Genomic DNA, 19,301 nt, shown 5'->3' on the forward strand with positions numbered 1-19,301 from the left:
ATTAATCATTTTTTGTAGTCAAGATTTTTACAGGCCCAATTAATCCAGAAGGAAGAAGCTGTGTTGCTTTAGTGAATTTCCTGATATTGGTTTTAGTAAATTGTTCTTCTTCTGGTAAAAAGGCATCTCCAATAAGTCGATTTGGCCAGAGGTTTACAACATCAATTTCTAAAGTGTTGTCTTTTGCTCTTACATGTGATGTCATGTTTACTCGGTATGGTTTCGACCAAGTAATTCCTAAATCTACACCATTTAATTTAACCCGTGCCAGTTCATGCACTTTTCCTAAATCTAGGTAAAGCTCTTCATTTTCATTTAAGATTTTAACATCAAAAGTTTTGCGATAAGTCGCAGTACCCGAGTAATATTTAATACCTGAGATGTCGTGTTTCGACCAATCTATTAAATCAGGAAAAACGATTGTTTCTGGTCCTCCCCAATTTTTATCAAAACTCAAGTTCCACACCCCTTCTATTTGTTGAACAGTTTTAAATGTTGGCCAATTTGAAACTGAATTTTGTATTGATATTGGTTCTTTAAAAACAACAAAATAAGAACTAGAGGGTCCAAATTCCATAGGAATGATGGTTTGTCCGTTTTCTTCTTTAAAATTGGTTAAAAGACGTGTTTCGCCAGTAACAGGATTCCATAATTCTGGCTGCTTATCACTCACTCTAAAAGTACATTCTACTTTTTCAATAGGTTGCCATTTACTCGCAACATAATAGATGTCTGTATCTTCCGTTTTACGGTGGATGAAATCGACAACCCCAACATCACTTAAACCAGTACATTCAAAATCTGGAAGGATATTTTGATTTTGCAAAACTTCTCGGATCGATTTATTCCAAACAAATTTGCCTTTACCAATTTTATATTCCCCTTTTTCAAGATTACCCCAAATGCGTTTTGTTAAATTTTGGTACTCAGCCACATCATCTGTTTTACCTAACATGGAGGTTTCTATTTGACCCACAACTGTTGCACCTTGTTCTGCAAGTTTTATTATTTTTTTTAATGCTTTTAGCGAAACTGGTGTTTTTTCATCAACAACCAAAACTTTATAGTTCATGCCGTCAGGTAATACCAACTTGTTATTCTTGAATTCTAGTCTGGTTAACAAAACTTCTTCGTTGCATTTATCGTAATCGTAACCTTTCCCTAAACTAACTGGTGGGTTTTTCATACCGTCCTCCCACTCAAATGCATCAGCGCCTAATCGTAAACCGTGTCCGTTATAAAACAGCACATCAGCAACAAACAATCCTTGTTGTAGCATGTAAGAGCAACGTGAAAGATAATCAACAAAAGGCAATGACTGATTCCACCACGTATTGGTTCTGTCAAAATGAGTACCTGCACTATGCGTTAAACCAGGCATATTTGTAACCGAAGGACGATGCGAAAATGTGTGAAAACAAATCCAATTGAGACCATCACAAAACGCCTGATCTGCGGCGGCTTTCATTTGAAAAGGAGAAACCTCCCAATTAGGACCTACTGAAGTAAACGATTCAGCAAAAACTTTTTTAATGCCATAGGTATGTGCTGCTGTTGCTGCTTCACGCACCAAGAAACGCCCACTTGGTTTTTCTCTGTGTGGCGATGGCATCCAAAATTCTCCCATAGCAACATCACATTTGCTCACACACTTCTTTAAATCGGTCTGATATTGGTGAGGACCAGCCGCCTCTGCATAAGAATCTAAGCCGTGTTCATGGGCGACTTCCTGCTGTCTTCCATAATGATTTTCAGATATCAAATCGCTAATGGTTAGTTTAAAATCATTTAAAAAATGTTCAGTTTTTTCGTCAGATTCAATGGTTACCCCTATCAATGAAGGTAAGTGTTTTACAATATCATATCCACGACGTTGTTTAAATTCTTCTGGGAAATAATTCGTCCAGTTGGGATCACCAGCTTCCCAACTATCGCATTCTACGTATTTAAAAGCTTGTCTTTCGTCAGGGCTCATTTCTTTTAGCAAGGTTCCCACGGTTTTTTGCCAATGCAAATCGAATGCCTCTTTACTTAAATGGTCGATGTAAAAAACACCACCTAAATTACGTCCAGTTGGGCGGTATCCGAACCTAATTATACGCCAATGGCCTTTAGGAGCATTCCATTTTAAACGACCCTTTTCATCGAGCTTGTCGGTAATATTAATAATTTCGTTTATTGAGGGTGTTTTGCCATCAGGAAAAGCCAAAATAGCAATATCATTGTAGAAGGCATTTTGTGCGTCTTTTACCGTTTGATCTTCTCGTTGCCTTTTAGTTTGAACTGGAAAATTAGGTTCTTGAAATTCTTGGTTTATTATATTCCCTCCTTCAACCAATAGTTCTCCCCAAACCAGCTCTTGTTGACCATGACTTGGGGTTACCCAGGGCGCAGCGCATCCAGCTGGACCTATAAAAACGCCAAAATCAAGTCCTAAACGTCCAGCTTCCAGTGATGCAAATCGAATTTTGTCTCTCCAAGGTTTTGACCAAACTTCTATTTTTTCAGTAGGTTGTCTCAAGCTTCCGTCTTTGTACTCATCGGTGACTTCATACCTAATTTCAGTGGAATCAATTATGGTTTTCTTTTTCCATTTTCGAGGACCAAAAGGCCCTACGCCACCATCTAACACCATGCATCCCGATAGACCTTTGGCTTTCATCTCTTCCAAATCCTTTGTGATAGCTTCATTATTGGTAGGCGTTTGAAGCCACCACCACCATGCTTGTGGTCTTACCTCATGTGGTGGGTTTTTAAAATTTTGTTGAAGCGTAACATTCGCAGAATCACCTGTATTTGAAACCGTCAAGCATGATGTAAATAGCAGCATTGCAAAATAAAAACTTGAAACAACTAAGATTAAATGACTTCGTCTCATATTCTTTGAATTACTCAAAATGGATGTGTAAAGTTAAATCTCTATTTATAAATTTTATTCAATTTTTATTTAACAAATACGGACTACTCGTAAATTTAAAAGATTTCCAAGTTTCTCAATTTTATTCGCAATGTGTCCTAAACCAATAGCGCAATGATGAGACGGACCTTGTTTAGACCATTCGTTCATAAAAGCTCTTGCTCCTATGGAGAAGCGATAACGACTATTCGTGTTTCCTATTTGCAGAACAGGTCCTTCAACCGATTCTCCTTCTGCAACTAATAAAAATACATCATCTTTACCTTCTACTACAGACAACAAAGTTACAGGACCGTGTTTCACTGTCATTTGAATAGATAATCCTTTTCCCGGTTTACCATGATAGACGGGTAATGGCACTAACTGTACATTACCTTCAGCTATAGCAAAATGTGCAGGACCGTCATGACCAAGCATCATAATATCATCATTAAAATCCATCGCATAGAATTCTGAAAATGATCCACCAACACCAAAAGCATCCATAATTTTCATGGCTTGAGCATTCTTTATTTCATATTCTCCCGCCACAGGTATGTTTTTACCAGTTAATAATGTATTTCCTGCAATAACAGAAGTGACTATATTTTCGTATTCGTTAGCGGTTTCCCCTTCGTAATAATAGGCCATAGAACCTAGATTGTGATTTTTAACCAATTTATCTAGGGCAATAGATGTTTTTGCTGCGCGAATTAGTTCAAACTGCTCGCAGGTATCTATAACCTCAAAGGTGCTTTGGAATTCCTTTATTTTCTCTTTCACTTCAGCATCGGTAACCGCATCACGATATTTTTTCACCTCACACATTTCTAAAATTTCGATGTGTGTACCAAAAGCTGCTGATTGTTTTGTTAGGTCTGAATATACATCTAACATACCGCAGTAATAATGTCCTAAAACCCCTAGCCTATTATTTGCCATTACCTTAGCAACATTTGCCGCATCAATCCAATCTTGAATCTCATCCCAAACGGCTTGCTCATCTAAATAACCTGTAACAAATTCGTAATCAATACCCGAACGATTAAAGATATTAGCCAACTCTGGCACAGAACAGGCTTGACAATGCGCCAACCACTCGCCTGTCATTTTACCACGATCTCCTAAAGCGTTAAAACTTTCGTAATCGATTGCAGCTACTGGTTGAATATTTAGAATAACCACAGGACATTTTAGTTTTTGAACCACGGGCAAAACCGTAGATGACAAAGCGTATGTAGAGACATATAAAAACAAAATATCTACATCAGCTTTTTTTAATACTTGTGCTTGCTCTCTAGCCTTTACAGGAGAATCTATTAAACCGACGTTAATGACCTCTGCACCAAAACCAGTCATTTTATCCGCTACCTGTTGTTGGTATCCCTCTAATCGTTCTAATAGACTATCAAATTGAGGCCAATAAGTATCTAAACCGATACCAAACAATCCTACTTTTATCATTTCAATTATTTTTAATTTCTAACTTTTCCTAATATTTATCTGAGTTCGTAGTTAAGAAGATTTACTGGTCCTTCTATGCCTGTTGGCACCAAATCTTTATATCGCTTTGTCCATTCATACGCCATCTTATTGTTTTTAAGCGATTTGGCATAATTAGCTAAAACGGTTGTATAATGAATTTCAATGGCATTCTCTCCCTTCTTGAGATAATCTGAAATTGAATAGACGGCTTTTCCATACCAATGTTTTCCAACCTTCTGTCCGTTTACATACAATTCTGTAATACCTTCATTTACATTTCCTAAATCTAAATGCGTGAAACTTTCTGCGTTATTAATAGTTGTTTTGTAAACAATTTCGCCGCCAAAAGTATTTTGAGTACTATCTGTTGATTTACTGAAATCAATAAGCGTCGGCATATCCCAAGTAAATACTTTTTCATCTCTTCGTTTACCAATGACTTTCCAATGAACATCAAGTACTTTTGATTCTTTTATTTTAGTCACAACTTCTATGGCTTTTTCTAGAGGTTTCTCATCTTCAAAAACTAACAGAAGGGATTCCAAAGGATTCAAAGTGACGCTTAACTCATTTGAATTTAATTCAAAATAATAGGGGGTTTTCTCTCCCGTTTCAGGATTCCAGATATATGGATATTTGCCATCAACAGGAAATTTAGCGTCAAATGATGTTGTACTATAACGGCTTACATTGGTGAAGAAATAAATAGCTTTATCATTGGTATATTGATGTATTTGATACACGTTTTCATTGGGGTTACTTATCACGACATCAGCTTCCAATTGGGTTATTTTCAGAATATCATTTGTCCAGTTGAATAAGGCGTCTATGGACTCCGGTTGATTCACTTGGATTACTGATTCAGGATAATTCGCCAATAGACTCATCATGGTAGTATTAACTAAATCATCGTTCTTTTCATATTCTGAAAAATGTAACGACTTTAATGGTAATTGATCTATGACAATAATTTCACCTCCTGATTCTACAAACAGCTTGATGTTCTCTGCTGCCTTTGGACTTAATGATTTTAAACTGGCAAGCACTAATAATTTGTAGGTCATGTTACCATAGGAAATTCCCTCTTCATTTATAATAGCTCTTTCAAGAACACCTTGATTAATATACTCAGCAGAATATCCTAATTGACTTATTGGTTCCCATAATCTATATAAGTACTCTGGTTCCATATGGAAAGGCGTTCTTGCTAAACCTTTATCACCCCAAAGGTCTGCGGTTGGCCCTAAGATGGCAATAGATTTATCGGCTTGAGAGTTTTGAAAAACATAGGATAATCTAGAATTATAATCTATCCAATTAGGCAAGTGTTTCCACCAGGTGTTTTGCTCACTAAAATAAGCCCCAAAACGTATCCAACCAGGGAATTCCACTTCTGGTGGCGAATAATTATAGCCATGTAGCACAGAATGATTTATTCCGGTTATGAAATTCATATCATCATGCTGTTTTATTTCTTCAAGTGTCGCTTTAAATACGCCTCCCAGATTGGTCATAGTTTCACAACTTGTAATCTTTTTATCTGTTAAATGCGCTCCTGCTGAAGCATACATATTCCAGATCATATAGCCGTGTGATTGCTTCCAATCCCAAACAGAATCTTTCATCTCAACGGTGTAAATCCAATTGTTGCTCTCGGGTATATCTGGTATCATATAACCATCTAACATGCCCATTAAAAAAGGTGTGCCATAAGCTTGATAGCGGCATAGAATATTATTGTCTTCGCAAAAATCTTTATAGGTCTGTGTGAAGTTTTTCAAAAACACTTCAACTAATAACTTGTTATAATCGTAACGTACACGCTTTAACTGGTCTTTAAACTCAGGAGTGAAATTTTCAGAATACGTCCCTTGTGAGTAGTTGCCATTAGCTTGATAAAAAACAAAGGGCAGCCAATTATCTAGTTTATAGCCATAGGCCTCAAAAAACAGATTTTCAAAACCATCGGTCCAATTGGCTCCAGATACTTCTATACTATCACAAAATATAGCTCGAATTAAATCACTAAGCGGAATACCTGAACGTTCAGATATTTTCTTCATTCGATTTAAGTACGCCAAGGTCATTTCCTTTTTATAATGGTCCATTACAGGACCAGCCCCACCTGGAGCCCCCAAAGTAACATCTCTAAAGTTTTGCTGAATTAAACCATATGACAATACGTAATTACCTTTTTGTTTTATCTGATAAGATATTTTTCCGTTGGCATCTATGTGATTTTTTAAATCTACTATTTGGTCGGTAACATTACAATTTTCAGGTACTAGTTTAATATATGATAGCCTGTATGTTGTTCTTTTACTGATGTGTTTTTGTGCTCTTTTATTTTTGTACTTTTCCTTATATAGTTGTATCAACTCAGCTTCATCAACTTTAATAGTTGTACCATGTTTATAAAGAATATGATCTGACACCATCCTTTGAGAGGTTTCATCATCTTTCAGAAATTCACCTCCAAACGGCCAACCTGTGCCTGCAATCATATCGGCAATCATTCCTAAATCTTTGGTTTTTTTACAGGCATGAACCACCATATCAATCCATTCATCACTCATCCAAACTAAGGATTCATTTCCATTATCATAACCTACAGGCATTGCGATAGGATTTATTTCAACACCACCAAAACCAACACTATGTAAAGACTCTAATTCTCTATCTAGTTCACTTGCCTTAACTTTATTTCCGTTCCACCACCATCGCACAAAAGGACGTGCTTCGGCTGGTGGGTTTTGGAAGCCCATGAATAAATCATGCTTTACATATTCTTTCTTTTGAGTGCTACAGGCATAGAATATTAATGCACTAAGTGATAGAAATAAGAAATTAATTATTCTTCTTTTTTTTAATAAAAGCATTCTGTTAATGTTTGGTTCTAATTGTTAATATTGAAAATTAAACTGCCATACTATTTTTCATAAACGGCCTTTAACTTCCAATCTCCAGAAGGAATTCTAAACTTAATATATTTACTATCTTCTCCTTCTACTTGAATACCTTTTGCTTTCTTGTTTATTTTTCCTTTTTTCCAGATACAATATCCGTTTACAAAAACTTTTTCAATAGCTTTATCTTTTTTAGGAATTCCAACTATGGCCTCTGTTCCATTTGGTGCATTTAAATTAAGTTGATACTCTAAATCTTTAACATTTATAGCTATTTCTATAATGCCTTTTACAGTAGGAATAGTTTTCTTGATATTTTTGAAATGCACCAATTCTGGCATAATTTCAAATTCACTCCACCCTTTTTTAGTCGGTCTTACTCCAGCAATGTATTTAGATAAAATGGTATTAGGTGCGTTCCAAGCGTGATTATAACTCCCGCCCTTAGGAAACATTTCATATAATGTAGACATCGATTTTTCATCTACTTGGCTTTGATACTGCAGCTTCATTCTTTCTAAAGACGCTTCATGTCTACCAGCAATACACATGGCTTCTTCTGCAATCCATTCAAAATGCGGACTCGAAAAACGGTTTGGAATTAACACATTATCTACAATTTGATTGTAATATTCAGGATTTGCAATACCAGAAACAATAGCAATAGCGTTTGCTCTATCATCTTTAAATTTTTCTGCATTAGAACTGTAAAAACCGTCTTTCCAATACAATTTGTTAAAAGCAGGTTTTATTATTTTCATTCTATCCTTATACCATTTTATGTGTTCTTTGATTCCTAAAACTTCTGCCATTTTTTTAGCTTCTTTTAAAGCGAAATAGTAGAATGCCATTTGAATTGGCTGCTTATCAGCGGTATTTTTAACACCCCAATCTACCCAATCCCAAGAATCTGGACTTTTTCCTTTACGATATTCTGGCAATCCATTTTCTTGCATTGGAAATAAGGCTAGATAATCGTATACAAAAGGATAGGCTTTTTCTAACGTTTCTTTATCACCAGTGTTTAAATAATAAGGCCAAATTCCTTGAGCAATAAATTGTAGGCTTTGTGAAACTAGTTCTCGAACTCTTAAAGGACCTAAAGCTCCCATTACTCCATTTTCGCTAAATGCCGTAGTTTGCAAAATGGCTTTTTTTAATAACTGACGACCAGCATAATCCATCGAATAGAACAAATAGCCTACTTGATCTGCTACGTCACCTATCCATAAAGCTCGTTCTCGGTCTGGGCAGTCCATAAAATTATCTCTAGCGCAAACAAACAAGGTGTTGTTTCCCATCCACCATAATCGTTGGTAAAAAGGGTCATCAACTTCAAATTCCCCAACCATTTCACCAACACTCATCCATCTGTATTTTAAGGCATTTACTTTAACGCCTTTTGGAATAGTATAACTTATTTCATGTCCGTTCATCCAAGAAAAACTCTCGAAAGATTGTTTGCCCTCTTTAGCGATGTAAGTGGCATTTATTTTATTGAGTCTATTATCCGTTGTGATGAAAATAGTATCGCCCGCCTTAGCTTCAATTTCTAAATATGGTGTGATTTGTTTGTTGAAAGGCAATTTTGCTTTTATAGTTTCTCCTTTACTAACAAATGGAAATTTTAAAGCATCATGATGTTCATAATTCTGTAAACCATGGTTCACTAAGTTCGGAACTATATTTGGTTCTACATTGTACCAAGGGGCATCGCCTAATTTTCCTTTTTCAACTGCTGATGGCCAACTAGTATCATTAAAATTATTCTGGTACCAAGCTTTTTCAGTCCAATCTCCAAAAGCATTTTGCGCATTAAACTGCACACTATATTGCACTATGGCTTTACTAGCTGGTTCTATCATATTATCGTATCCAGGGTGCTGTAGCGCTTTCCAGGACGCATCTGAAACGACCTGTTGGTTTCCTATATTGGCAGAAAACAACAACCCGCCCTTACCACTATCAATATGAGTTCCTTTATGAGTTTCACGCCCCCAATACCAAACTAAAATTGCCATAGTATTTTCGCCTTTTTTTAAGTAGGGTTGAATATTTATACTATCGTACCAAGAATTTGTCGGTGTTATGTTTTGTTTTCTATTCCAGTCTCCTGCTTGACTTGGCCCTCGTGATAAACCACCTTCAAACAGCACCATTTCACCATTAATCCATAACCAAAATTTACTATCTACTGCAATTAATGCTTCTACCTGATCGGGTATGTCTTCTAAAGTGACTGTTTTCCTAAAACTCATCCATGTATTAGACGGACCATCTTCTTGTTGCCATATCCACTGGACATTATTCCAATTTGAATTTTGTGCAAAACACATTGATGTTATGAAAACTATTGAAAGAAAAAATCTTAAATCCTTTTTACTGATAATTTTTATGTTCATTATTCGAATTTATCTAATTGCTTTAATTCCATTTATTTAATAGTTTCTATAACAATGGGGCCTAATAAACCAGAAGGTTGAATTTTACTTTCTGAAGTAATTTTATCAATTACAATCCATGTATATTTTTCATCTTCTGGACGTTGTTTGTCTTTTATTAATTGGTTACGCCATAGGTTAACCACTTCAATTTCTATTTGATTTTTTCCTTCTTTCAGGGCGTCTGTTATATTAAGTCTATAAGGCGCCATCCAAACACCACCAATATCTTTACGATTTAATTTTACTTTAGCCATTACCGAAACTTTTCCAAGATTAAGATAGATATCCTGATTTTTAGGAAGCTCTTCTAAGTTGAAATCAGTTTTATAAATGGCAGTTCCTGAATAATATTGTATTTGCTCATCATCAGAATATTGCCAATCTATTAATTCATTAAATATTACAGGTTCTTTTGGTGCAATGTCTTTATTTTTAAAATCGACTTCAAATGGGCCTTCAATGGCATTGAGCTTTTTATACTCAGGGAAATTTGAAGTGTAAGCAGTTTTAACGTCTCCATTAGCATCTGTATTTGAAAATACAACAAACCAACTCTGAGCAGCATTTAATTTTAAAGGAACTTTTAGTCCTGTTTTGGTAATTTCGTAATCGGGTAAAGCCCTCATTTCACCACTTACAGCATCCCACAATTGCGGTTTTAAATCTTTATCAACACGAAAAACTGGGGACAAATCAATAGTTTCATCACTCTGATTGGTTATAAAATAAATATCCATATCTGGCATATTTCTATGTATCCAAAGTACTGGTGCATCCTCAGACACTTCAATGTCTTTTGCTAAATTTAAATCTGCAAAAACTTCTGATAATTCATAACCATCCAATACTTTTCCTTTACCATATTGAACTGACATTTTACCTTGATTATAGGCGCCATTCCAAAGTTTAGCAGCTAATGCTTCAACTTTTACATCGCAGGCAGGGTAGTTCTGTAAACTTGGAGATTTATAAGGTTTTGGCCCTAAAATTATTCCACCTTGTTGCACTAAGTCTTCAATCTTCTCTAACAATTCAGGACGCATTGTTGTGAATGGTGGTAAAACCATTACTTTATAAGACATCCCGTCAGGTAATACAAATCTACCATCTTCAACAGATACGCGATTCATAATCACTTCTGCATTAATATAATCGTAAGAGTATCCTCTAGGAAGTTCTGGTTGACGTACCCCAGTCATTATTGGAGCATCTTCTCCAATAAAATAACACACATCGGCCACATATTTACCTTGCTGTAACATATGTTGACAACGACGTAAATAATCAAAATAAGTATCGGCTTGTTCAAACCATGTGTTATGACGATTGAATTCCGTACCAAACCAAGCATTCATTCCTGGTTTTCTATTATCATCTGGCTGTTGAATGTACAAATGCAGTACAAAATGATTGATGCCTTCGGTTAAAGACCAATCGCCTCGCTTTTTAAGCATCGCTGGATGCCTTAAATACGCTCTTCTAGAAGATGTAAACGCTTCTGCCGAAGTTATCGCTTTTCCATAAGTATGTGCTGTCGACGAAGAGGCTTTACATTCTATATTGCCCAATGTACCTTCGTTCCAAAATTCTCCAGATATCAAATCCGATTGCCCACCATACATCATAAATTCACCTGGAAAACCCCAATGCCCATAGTTTTCTAACCATGTTTTTAAATTATATTTGTTACTCGCTTCTCTTAATCCACCTACGTACTCATAAGCCACATCATCTGCAATAGAACGACGCAAATCCCATAAAAATCGTTCGGATTGCTCAACACTACCCACTATTCTACCTGAAAGTACTGGTAAAAATGGTACAGGATTGTATCCGTATTTTTCTTTAAACTTTACTTCATAACCATCTGTCCAATTTTGAGAACCTTGTTCGTAACTATCGGCAACAACATATTTAAATGCAGATTTACTCTCTTCTGGAATTCGTTTTAGCAACTCACCAACAAAATTATCAAAATGATACTGTGCTAATTCGCTATTCATTTTATCAATTTCATACCCTACTCCCTGCGGAGCTGCTGGCGCATTTTTTGTTCCTGTTGGTGTCATTCCCATGCGCATAATCGTCCAGCTTCCTACTGGTGCATTCCAATTTAGCATTCCATTTTTATTAAGTTTATCACTCAAATCAATAACATTGTCTGGATTTATAGATAAACTTTTATTTTCAAGTGCTTCTTGTCTTTGAAAAATGTAAGTATCCCAAATAGGTTTGGGTGTAGAGTGCATCTTTCCGAGTTGCTTTTCAATATATTTATCTAAAACAGGTGCTTCAGAAATTGTAATTTCAGCAAAGCCATATCCCTCATTCTTTGTGCTAAAATTGGTACAGCTCAATTTGAATCGTTGTGCTTTGGTATCGGTTAAAATGGTAGCAAAATCTCCTGTTTCTATTGAAGCTACATTTGGAGTAATGCGAAAACGATCGAAATGAAACTCTTTAATTATTTTTTCTTGACCATCTACAATAGCCGATAATGTCATGTTACATTTAAAGGCTCTACTAGGGATTATAGTGATAGAACGCGCTGTAATTGGTTCAGAAAGTTGAAAACTTATTTCTAACACTTCTCCTTTTTTTGGTTCAAAACTGGTGTCGTCTTCCTTATTTCCATCCGTTAAAATAGTTACATTTACATCGCTCCAATTGGCATTTACTTTGGTAGGTATAAACCGAGTACTTTTTTCTTCAACATCCAACGATTTAAAAGCAAAGGTATGCGTGTCTTGAAATTCTTGTTTAGGTTGTGGTAATTTAAAATTAAGTTGTTTTCCTCCTGAAACTTTAGTTTCGCTAAAGGTTAAATAACGCATTGCTTTTGTATAATCTACCCAAGGCCCACCACTTTGGCTCCATCCTGGGCAGTTAAAAACCCCAATCTCAACACCAATTCGTTTGCCTTCTTCTACGGCATGCACCATGTGCGACCACCAATCTTCGCTTAGCATCGGTACTTTACCGTCTTGATGTGCTGGATTTATATTGCCTATTAATGCCCCACCAATACCCGCTTTTTTCATGGCTATTAAATCTTTGGTAATGCCTTCTTTGGAAATATCATCATTAATCCAATACCAGTAACACCATAGATTATTATCTTCTTTAAGGTCTACAAAACCAGATTGAATACGTTCAATGTCTTTTGAATTATTGCATCCTAAAAAAAAGAATATTATTAATCCTATGATTGCGTTAAACGTATTAGGTTTAATTTTCATTGTTAATGACTTTCAGTTCTCTAATTGACGGTGCATTTTTTGCATCCACAATAAACAATCTACATTTTGTAGATTGTATAGCATCAAATTGATGGGTTTTATTTGATCCACAATTTGTCTCATTTATAATATCTTTCCATACCCCATTCTCCCAATATTGTATTTTATAAGAAGTAATACTGTTCTCATATTCATCTACAATGATTTGATTAAACGTTTGTGGTTTGACCCATTCCACTTCTAAATATTGGTTATTAGATTTGTCTGCCAACCAACGCGTTTCGTTATTTTCATCGTTAGCCTTAAAGGCTTCAAATCCGGGTAATTTTTCAGTTTCAATAAACATAGAAGAAGCATTCATTCTACCCAATGTTGCTAGATTTTTTGAAGTTCCTAATGGTTCTGGATATGCTACTTTTGGAAGTTCATTTATTTTAAAATCATAAACACCAGATCCTACATTATAAATTACATAATTTCCAACAGCATCACTTTTTTCAGTACCTACATAGTTGATGGTTTTAATTTTTTCAACCAAAATATTATCTTCGAAAACCACATCTTTTGAAATTGCTGGTAGATACACTTTAGCAGTTGTATTTACAGGAACTTCAATATGAAAAATCGCAGAGTTATCTTCCTTCTTCCAATTTACCACCACATTGCCGTACATGGATTCGTATTCAGTATTTGCATAGGTTAAATCGCCAACAGGCATTGGTTTAATTATCATATTTTGCATTCCTAAACTTTCAGGATTTGGGCGGATTCCTCCAAAACCTTTGATAAAATAGCCTCCAATTCCTGTATAACAGGTATGAATTTGACTCACCCCAACAGCCGACCAACGCTCTGGCCACACCGTTTTTCCTTGCTCAATAAAATACCCATAACTTGGGTGGTGCTTATCTTGCAACAGCTCATAAATTAAATCCATTCGTTCACCTGATTCAATAAAGTATCGTGTGTATAATGCTTGACCTGAACTACCTGTATCATAATAAGGGAATTTGTACAGCACATTATCGACCAAATTATCATACACTTTTTGTTTTTCAGATTCTGGTGTTATGCCTGCTAATAAGGCAAAAGCTTGATTAACTTGCTGTCCATTACCATACTGCCCTGTTTCAGAATTATAGGTCATTTTATGTGTCGCTTCCCTTTGAACTTTTAAACGATTTGTATAAGTTTTAGCGTCATCATATTTACCCAACTGTAAGGCTATTTTCTCCGCATTATCGAGCATTACTGCGTAAATACAATTATTAAAATGAATGGCTTCGGGTGAGTTACTACTCGTCCAAAAATTACCTCGAGGTGTGCACCAATCGCCTAAACCTGGAAACTCTCTAGCTCCTTGCTCTCCTGTGATTAATGCACCTCCTGTTTCATAATTAGAATTTTGATACATCCAAGTCATCCAGTTTTGCATGGACTCGTAATTGTCTTCCAATACTTTTTTGTCGCCCAACATTCTGTAGGTTTCCCAAACTGTTAATGGACTGTTTGCTTTCCACATTAAAAATGGTCTGTCGTTTTCGTTAACAATTGCGCGTATCTGTCCGTCTGTATGTTGAGCGTCGCGAGTATATTGTAAATATTGGTCCATATAAGCCCCACTTTCAAAATTTGGCAAGGCATCTCCATACATGGCTGCAACGGTGACTTCTCCCCAACCTCTCCTTTCACGATGAGGACAATCCACCAAAATACCATCCATGGTATTTGCGATGTAGGTATCTAAATTAATTTTATAGATTTGATTTAGTTGTTGGCTAGAAGATTCAAACTTGCTAATAATTTTGCGGTTATTGGTTACCACATAACCTTTAATATCGGCCAAATTGGGTTGGTAATTTAAACCATAAACAGTAATCCAACGGCCACCAGCCACATTAAATCGGTTTGTAAAGGTGCCTTTACCCGATTTCCCAAAAATGTATTTGCTTTTTTGCTTCCAATTAGAACGCACATCTTCTACATCGCTAATTTCAAATAAAATAGAATCGCCTTCTTTACCATTGAATAAGTTCATTTCAAAGAAACCAGTATAGTTTTCACCCATATCTACTCTATACGTGCCGTCTTCATTTTTAGTGATGGCCATGGGTTTAATCTCCCTAAATTTAACTTGAGGCTCTACCATTTGTGAACTTAAAGAAGCTGTTATTTTACTGAATTTTCTATTTCTGAATTTACCCTTGCCTATTAGCTTATCTTCTTTAACTTCTACATTTTCATTGAATTCCTCAAGCTGTGCATTTAATTTTTCAGCATTGTAAATACCGGCATTAGCCCAAATGGCATCATTATATGCAACGGTGTTCCAATTGTCTTCCTTTAACCTGTCATCTATAGTTTCACCACCAAAATCTAATATATCCCAATCGCCATAATAAGAACTATGGCTTTTTTTACATTTCCAAGTCTCATCAGTCCCTAAAACTATTTGCTCCTTAATTGTTGTTATATTAGCTTGCGCTTTAAAGACAAACGGTGGATTACGATACTCTGTAATGCGGTCCCATCGGGCCCAACCTGCGGCGTGCCAAATAGCTATAACGTTATCGCCTTTATTTAAAAATTCAGAAACATCATAGGTTAAATAAGGAATTCGTTTTTTCATGTAAGAAGAAACTGGATTCATCACGTTATCGGTTACCTTATTGCCATTTACATACAATTCGTGATAACCAAAAGAACCCACATAAACATATGCTGAAGTAGCATTCTCATTTAGCTCAAAAGTTTTTCTATACCAATTATGGTCAGTTTTCTTTTGGTCGAGTTTATGAATCCAATCGCCTTTCCAATCGGAAGTTTTTAAAAGTCCCATTGAAAATTTAGCAGGTTCACTCCATTTAGATTGCTTTCCCGAAACATCCCAAACACATACTTTCCAATAATATGGGGTTGAAGATTTTAACAGACTGCCATGAAACGCGTTGTTCACAGATGAATCTGTACTTACCTTTCCCGAATCCCAAACATCGCCTTTATTTTTATTCAAAAGTTCCATGCTACTTGAAACAAGTATTTGGAAGGCTGTTTGTTTTTGTCCTCTTGTATTAGTTTTATCAACCATTTTCCAACTAAAACGAGGAGATGTATTATCAATTCCTAATGGATTGGTTTTGTATTCACATTTAAGTTCTTTTAAAACCACTGATGACAAATGGTTACAACCAATAACTGATGAAGCAAATAGTACAATGAGTAGATTAATACACATTGAATAAGCAGATTGATGTTTCAAAATTTTAGACAAAGTATTTGAATAGATTAATAATTTGGAATTTAATTTTTAGAACATATAGAATGATTTAAAAATTTCAATTTCCCTTAAGTTTCGCAAAGCCATTCTATTTTTTTATAACAGATAGCAATAGCCGTTATTATTTTTATAAAAATCGTCAATTAAAATGTGAATCCCAATTAACAATTTGATATATTAGTTGCACAAAATGACATGAAAAATAAGTTTCGGAAATATCTAATAGTCTTTGAAAAAGACAAATCATGGGGCTTTTACATAAATAATCTAGGACGAACTGTTGTAGAAAAACACACAAATTACCCCTCGAAGGACCACCCAGAAAATTATGTTTTTTCATGGGACAAGGGACGTGTTTTAGACGAATTTCACTTGGTACTTATTACCAAAGGTGAAGGTGTTTTTGAAAGCAAAGCAACTGGTAAAATAAAAATTTCAGACGGCGATGTATTTTTACTTTTTCCGGGGGTTTGGCACCGCTATAAACCATCTAAAAAAACAGGTTGGACAGAGCGTTGGGTAGGATTCTCTGGTGACATTGCGAATCAATTTTTATCCAATGGTTTTTTCTCGCCAAATGCTCCTATAATTTCGAAATGCAACCAACCTAAGATATTAAATCATTTTAATTCACTTTTCAAATTGTTTGATGAAGAACCGTTTGGGTTCCAAAAAACAGCTTCGGGAATATGCATTCAACTTATGGCAGAACTTCATAACGTTAAAAATGGCGGTAACAACATTGACAACCTAAACTCCATGGTATCACGAGCCAAAGGCATGATGTACAAGCAAATCCATACATCTTTGGACTTACAAAAAATGGCTTCGGAATTAGGCGTGAGTTATTCAAAATTTAGAATAGATTTTAAAAAACAAACAGGGGCTTCTCCGCTTCAATACCATCTATTATTGAAGATTGAAAAATCGAAGGAATTATTATTAAACACCAATAAATCTCAAAAAGAAATAGCCTTTGAACTTGGTTTTGAGTCTGATTATTATTTTAACAGACTGTTTAAACGCAAAACAGGGTATGCGCCAGGTAAATTTAGAAATCTTAGCAAAGGTGAATTTTAAGTTACAACTATTGAAATAAGCAGTTCCTTTATACCTTCTTCAAAAAATACTTCTAAGGGCAATGCTTCGACTCCTGGTACCATATTAAAAGTTCTTGAGCCTTCCATTTCTTTTATTCTGATAGGCGCATTCGCTTTTACAGTAACCAATCCTTCCGGTTTTTGAATACTTATTTCTGTATCGCTTACTTGATTAAAAACTTCTTTATTTGGAGAAACAATAGGTAACACAAATGCGGTTGGCTCTGAAACCACTTGTTTTGAATTTACTTTAATTTTCATAATATCTGCTGAACAGATATATGATATAAAAAACTCTGAAGCTGTATTTTCAATTACATTTCTATCAACATCTTTCAATTTTACATTTGCTAGTAATTCAATATTACCATTTTCATCTTTACTCGTTACAGTGGCTGGCAAATCATAAAGGTTTGTGTACCAAACCTTATCTTTAAATGTTTCAATTCGCGGCGTTAAACAAATATCTTTTCCAGGTTGTGGCTGTTGATTATTTTTTTCAACCATATGGTACTCTGCCATACTTGCAGCACATAATAACCCTACTCTATTATGAAATAAAACTCCTAAAGCACCTCCTGAAGCTTGCCGAAAATCATACTGATAATGATATTCTGCATCATAAGCGCTTACTGTTCCTCGCCAATCTCCTCTTGCAAAAAGATAAACATCCAAATCTTTAAAGTGTTTTGTACCATCTGCGGTAGCTCTTGGTAAACTAGCGTTTGAATTAATTTCTGGTAAGTGATCCCAGTGGTCTAACAAGGCTGCTAAAGGTTTAGCATGAGTAAACGTATGGTGTACACAAGGAGGAATACCTGCTTCCACAAAACCAGGCCCTCCATGAATAAGTCCATCTGCAGTACAGCGTTGCAATAATTCTGTATTCTTAACAGCTGCTGTACCAAATGCAGGATTGATATGCGCCATCATTCCAAATGCAGGTTGGCTACCATCGCATGTTCTACTTCCCCAATAACTCCACTTATACATTCTATTTCCCCAACTATTATCCCAAGCCCCATCAGGCAACATAAATTCTAAATGACTATTCAATGATTTTGTTAAGATTTGTAATAGCTCTTCATCTTTTTCTTTTAGCGCATACATTACTAAACTATTTAAGGTTTCTTCTACATTATATCCTAAATCTACACCATGTAATCCCTTTTCACTTAGTTTACTGGAGCTCTTCTTACATTCCCCAAACAACAAGCCTTCATTTGCTGTAAAGTAGGCTTTTACTTCAGAAGCTAATTTTTTACTCTTGGCTTTAAAATCATCTCTATTTAAAATATTACCTATTAAATTTAAACCATACACAGCTGTTCCTGGATAATTAATATTGGTGAAGTCAATTGTAAATGTATCGTAAATATATTGACCTGCTTTATCTAAACGCTTTGTCCATTCTTTTTGAGTTGCATCCTCTAAAACATGACCATGATAATGCAATGCTTCAGCGAGTGCAATAGCCCCAAAAACAGTAATGCCTTTCCAAGATTTCGGATTTCTAATGACTGTCCAAGATCCGTCTTCTTGAGACACATTGTTCTCAGCCCAGGTCATCACCAACTTTGCCGCTTCTACATATTTTTTTTCACCTGTAGTATCTGCCATATATAAAAATGGATAAACGGCATCCATACAACGCCCATGGATATGGGAACAGGATGGACAACCCAATGCTCCATGCTCTTCTAAATTATTTGGATTATTAATCTGAACGTTTATCATGCCATCACACCAATCCTTCAATAATCCTGAAATTAAATTCTTAAATTCCAAAGAATGTTCTGGGTGGTTTTCACATGAATTTAAAATACCAGCTATTGGAAGTGATATTCCTAGTCCTGCTAGTGTTGAAAGTTGAATGAAGTTACGTCTTTTCATCTATTGTGAATGTATTAATATATGTGTCATGTGAAAAGTATTAAGATTTAATGCGAAAACT

At 35.5% G+C, this 19,301-nt stretch carries 8 protein-coding genes; 1 reads left to right on the forward strand and 7 read right to left on the reverse strand.

Annotated elements, in window-relative coordinates:
- Position 1 precedes the first annotated feature (1 nt).
- The 6 genes from BUA46_RS01050 to BUA46_RS01075 are packed head-to-tail and all read right to left on the reverse strand — an operon-like array spanning position 2 to position 16,229.
- Positions 2-2,896, reverse strand: a complete 2,895-nt coding sequence (locus BUA46_RS01050; protein ID WP_143148042.1) for a glycosyl hydrolase — start codon at positions 2,894-2,896, stop codon at positions 2-4.
- Between the two features lie 51 nt (positions 2,897-2,947).
- Positions 2,948-4,360, reverse strand: a complete 1,413-nt coding sequence (locus BUA46_RS01055) for an L-fucose/L-arabinose isomerase family protein (RefSeq protein ID WP_072794725.1) — start codon at positions 4,358-4,360, stop codon at positions 2,948-2,950.
- A 35-nt stretch (positions 4,361-4,395) separates the two neighbouring features.
- Positions 4,396-7,260, reverse strand: coding sequence for a glycosyl hydrolase (locus BUA46_RS01060; RefSeq protein WP_019388520.1), 2,865 nt, complete (start codon positions 7,258-7,260; stop codon positions 4,396-4,398).
- 50 nt (positions 7,261-7,310) lie between these two features.
- Positions 7,311-9,689 (reverse strand): alpha-L-rhamnosidase-related protein, encoded by a 2,379-nt coding sequence (locus tag BUA46_RS01065; RefSeq protein ID WP_072794726.1) that lies wholly within the window; start codon positions 9,687-9,689, stop codon positions 7,311-7,313.
- Positions 9,690-9,721: 32 nt separating this feature from the next.
- On the reverse strand, positions 9,722-12,970 hold the full coding sequence (locus tag BUA46_RS01070) for a glycosyl hydrolase (protein ID WP_019388518.1): 3,249 nt from the start codon (positions 12,968-12,970) through the stop codon (positions 9,722-9,724).
- Complete coding sequence (locus tag BUA46_RS01075) at positions 12,960-16,229, reverse strand: family 78 glycoside hydrolase catalytic domain (protein ID WP_143148043.1); 3,270 nt, start codon at positions 16,227-16,229, stop codon at positions 12,960-12,962. Before BUA46_RS01075 ends, BUA46_RS01070 begins: the two co-directional genes overlap by 11 nt.
- Positions 16,230-16,442: 213 nt before the next feature.
- Between BUA46_RS01075 and BUA46_RS01080 the strand changes: the two genes are divergently transcribed.
- Positions 16,443-17,327: an AraC family transcriptional regulator gene (locus BUA46_RS01080; RefSeq protein ID WP_019388516.1), complete on the forward strand. Its 885-nt coding sequence runs from the start codon at positions 16,443-16,445 to the stop codon at positions 17,325-17,327.
- On the opposite strand, the gene BUA46_RS01085 is transcribed toward BUA46_RS01080, so the two are convergent.
- A complete protein-coding gene (locus BUA46_RS01085; protein WP_019388515.1) occupies positions 17,324-19,240 on the reverse strand; it encodes an ulvan lysase-like protein in 1,917 nt (638 codons plus the stop codon). The genes BUA46_RS01080 and BUA46_RS01085 overlap by 4 nt on opposite strands.
- Positions 19,241-19,301: the final 61 nt, after the last annotated feature.

Origin of the sequence: Algibacter luteus (assembly GCF_900141715.1) — a bacterium.
Classification (GTDB): domain Bacteria; phylum Bacteroidota; class Bacteroidia; order Flavobacteriales; family Flavobacteriaceae; genus Arenitalea; species Arenitalea lutea.

Coding starts and splice junctions, on each gene's coding strand:
- BUA46_RS01055 (WP_072794725.1), bottom strand. CDS start 4,360: ATGATAAAAGTAGGATTGTTTGGTATCGGTTTAGATACTTATTGGCCT.
- BUA46_RS01060 (WP_019388520.1), bottom strand. CDS start 7,260: ATGCTTTTATTAAAAAAAAGAAGAATAATTAATTTCTTATTTCTATCA.
- BUA46_RS01065 (WP_072794726.1), bottom strand. CDS start 9,689: ATGAACATAAAAATTATCAGTAAAAAGGATTTAAGATTTTTTCTTTCA.
- BUA46_RS01070 (WP_019388518.1), bottom strand. CDS start 12,970: ATGAAAATTAAACCTAATACGTTTAACGCAATCATAGGATTAATAATA.
- BUA46_RS01080 (WP_019388516.1), top strand. CDS start 16,443: ATGAAAAATAAGTTTCGGAAATATCTAATAGTCTTTGAAAAAGACAAA.
- BUA46_RS01085 (WP_019388515.1), bottom strand. CDS start 19,240: ATGAAAAGACGTAACTTCATTCAACTTTCAACACTAGCAGGACTAGGA.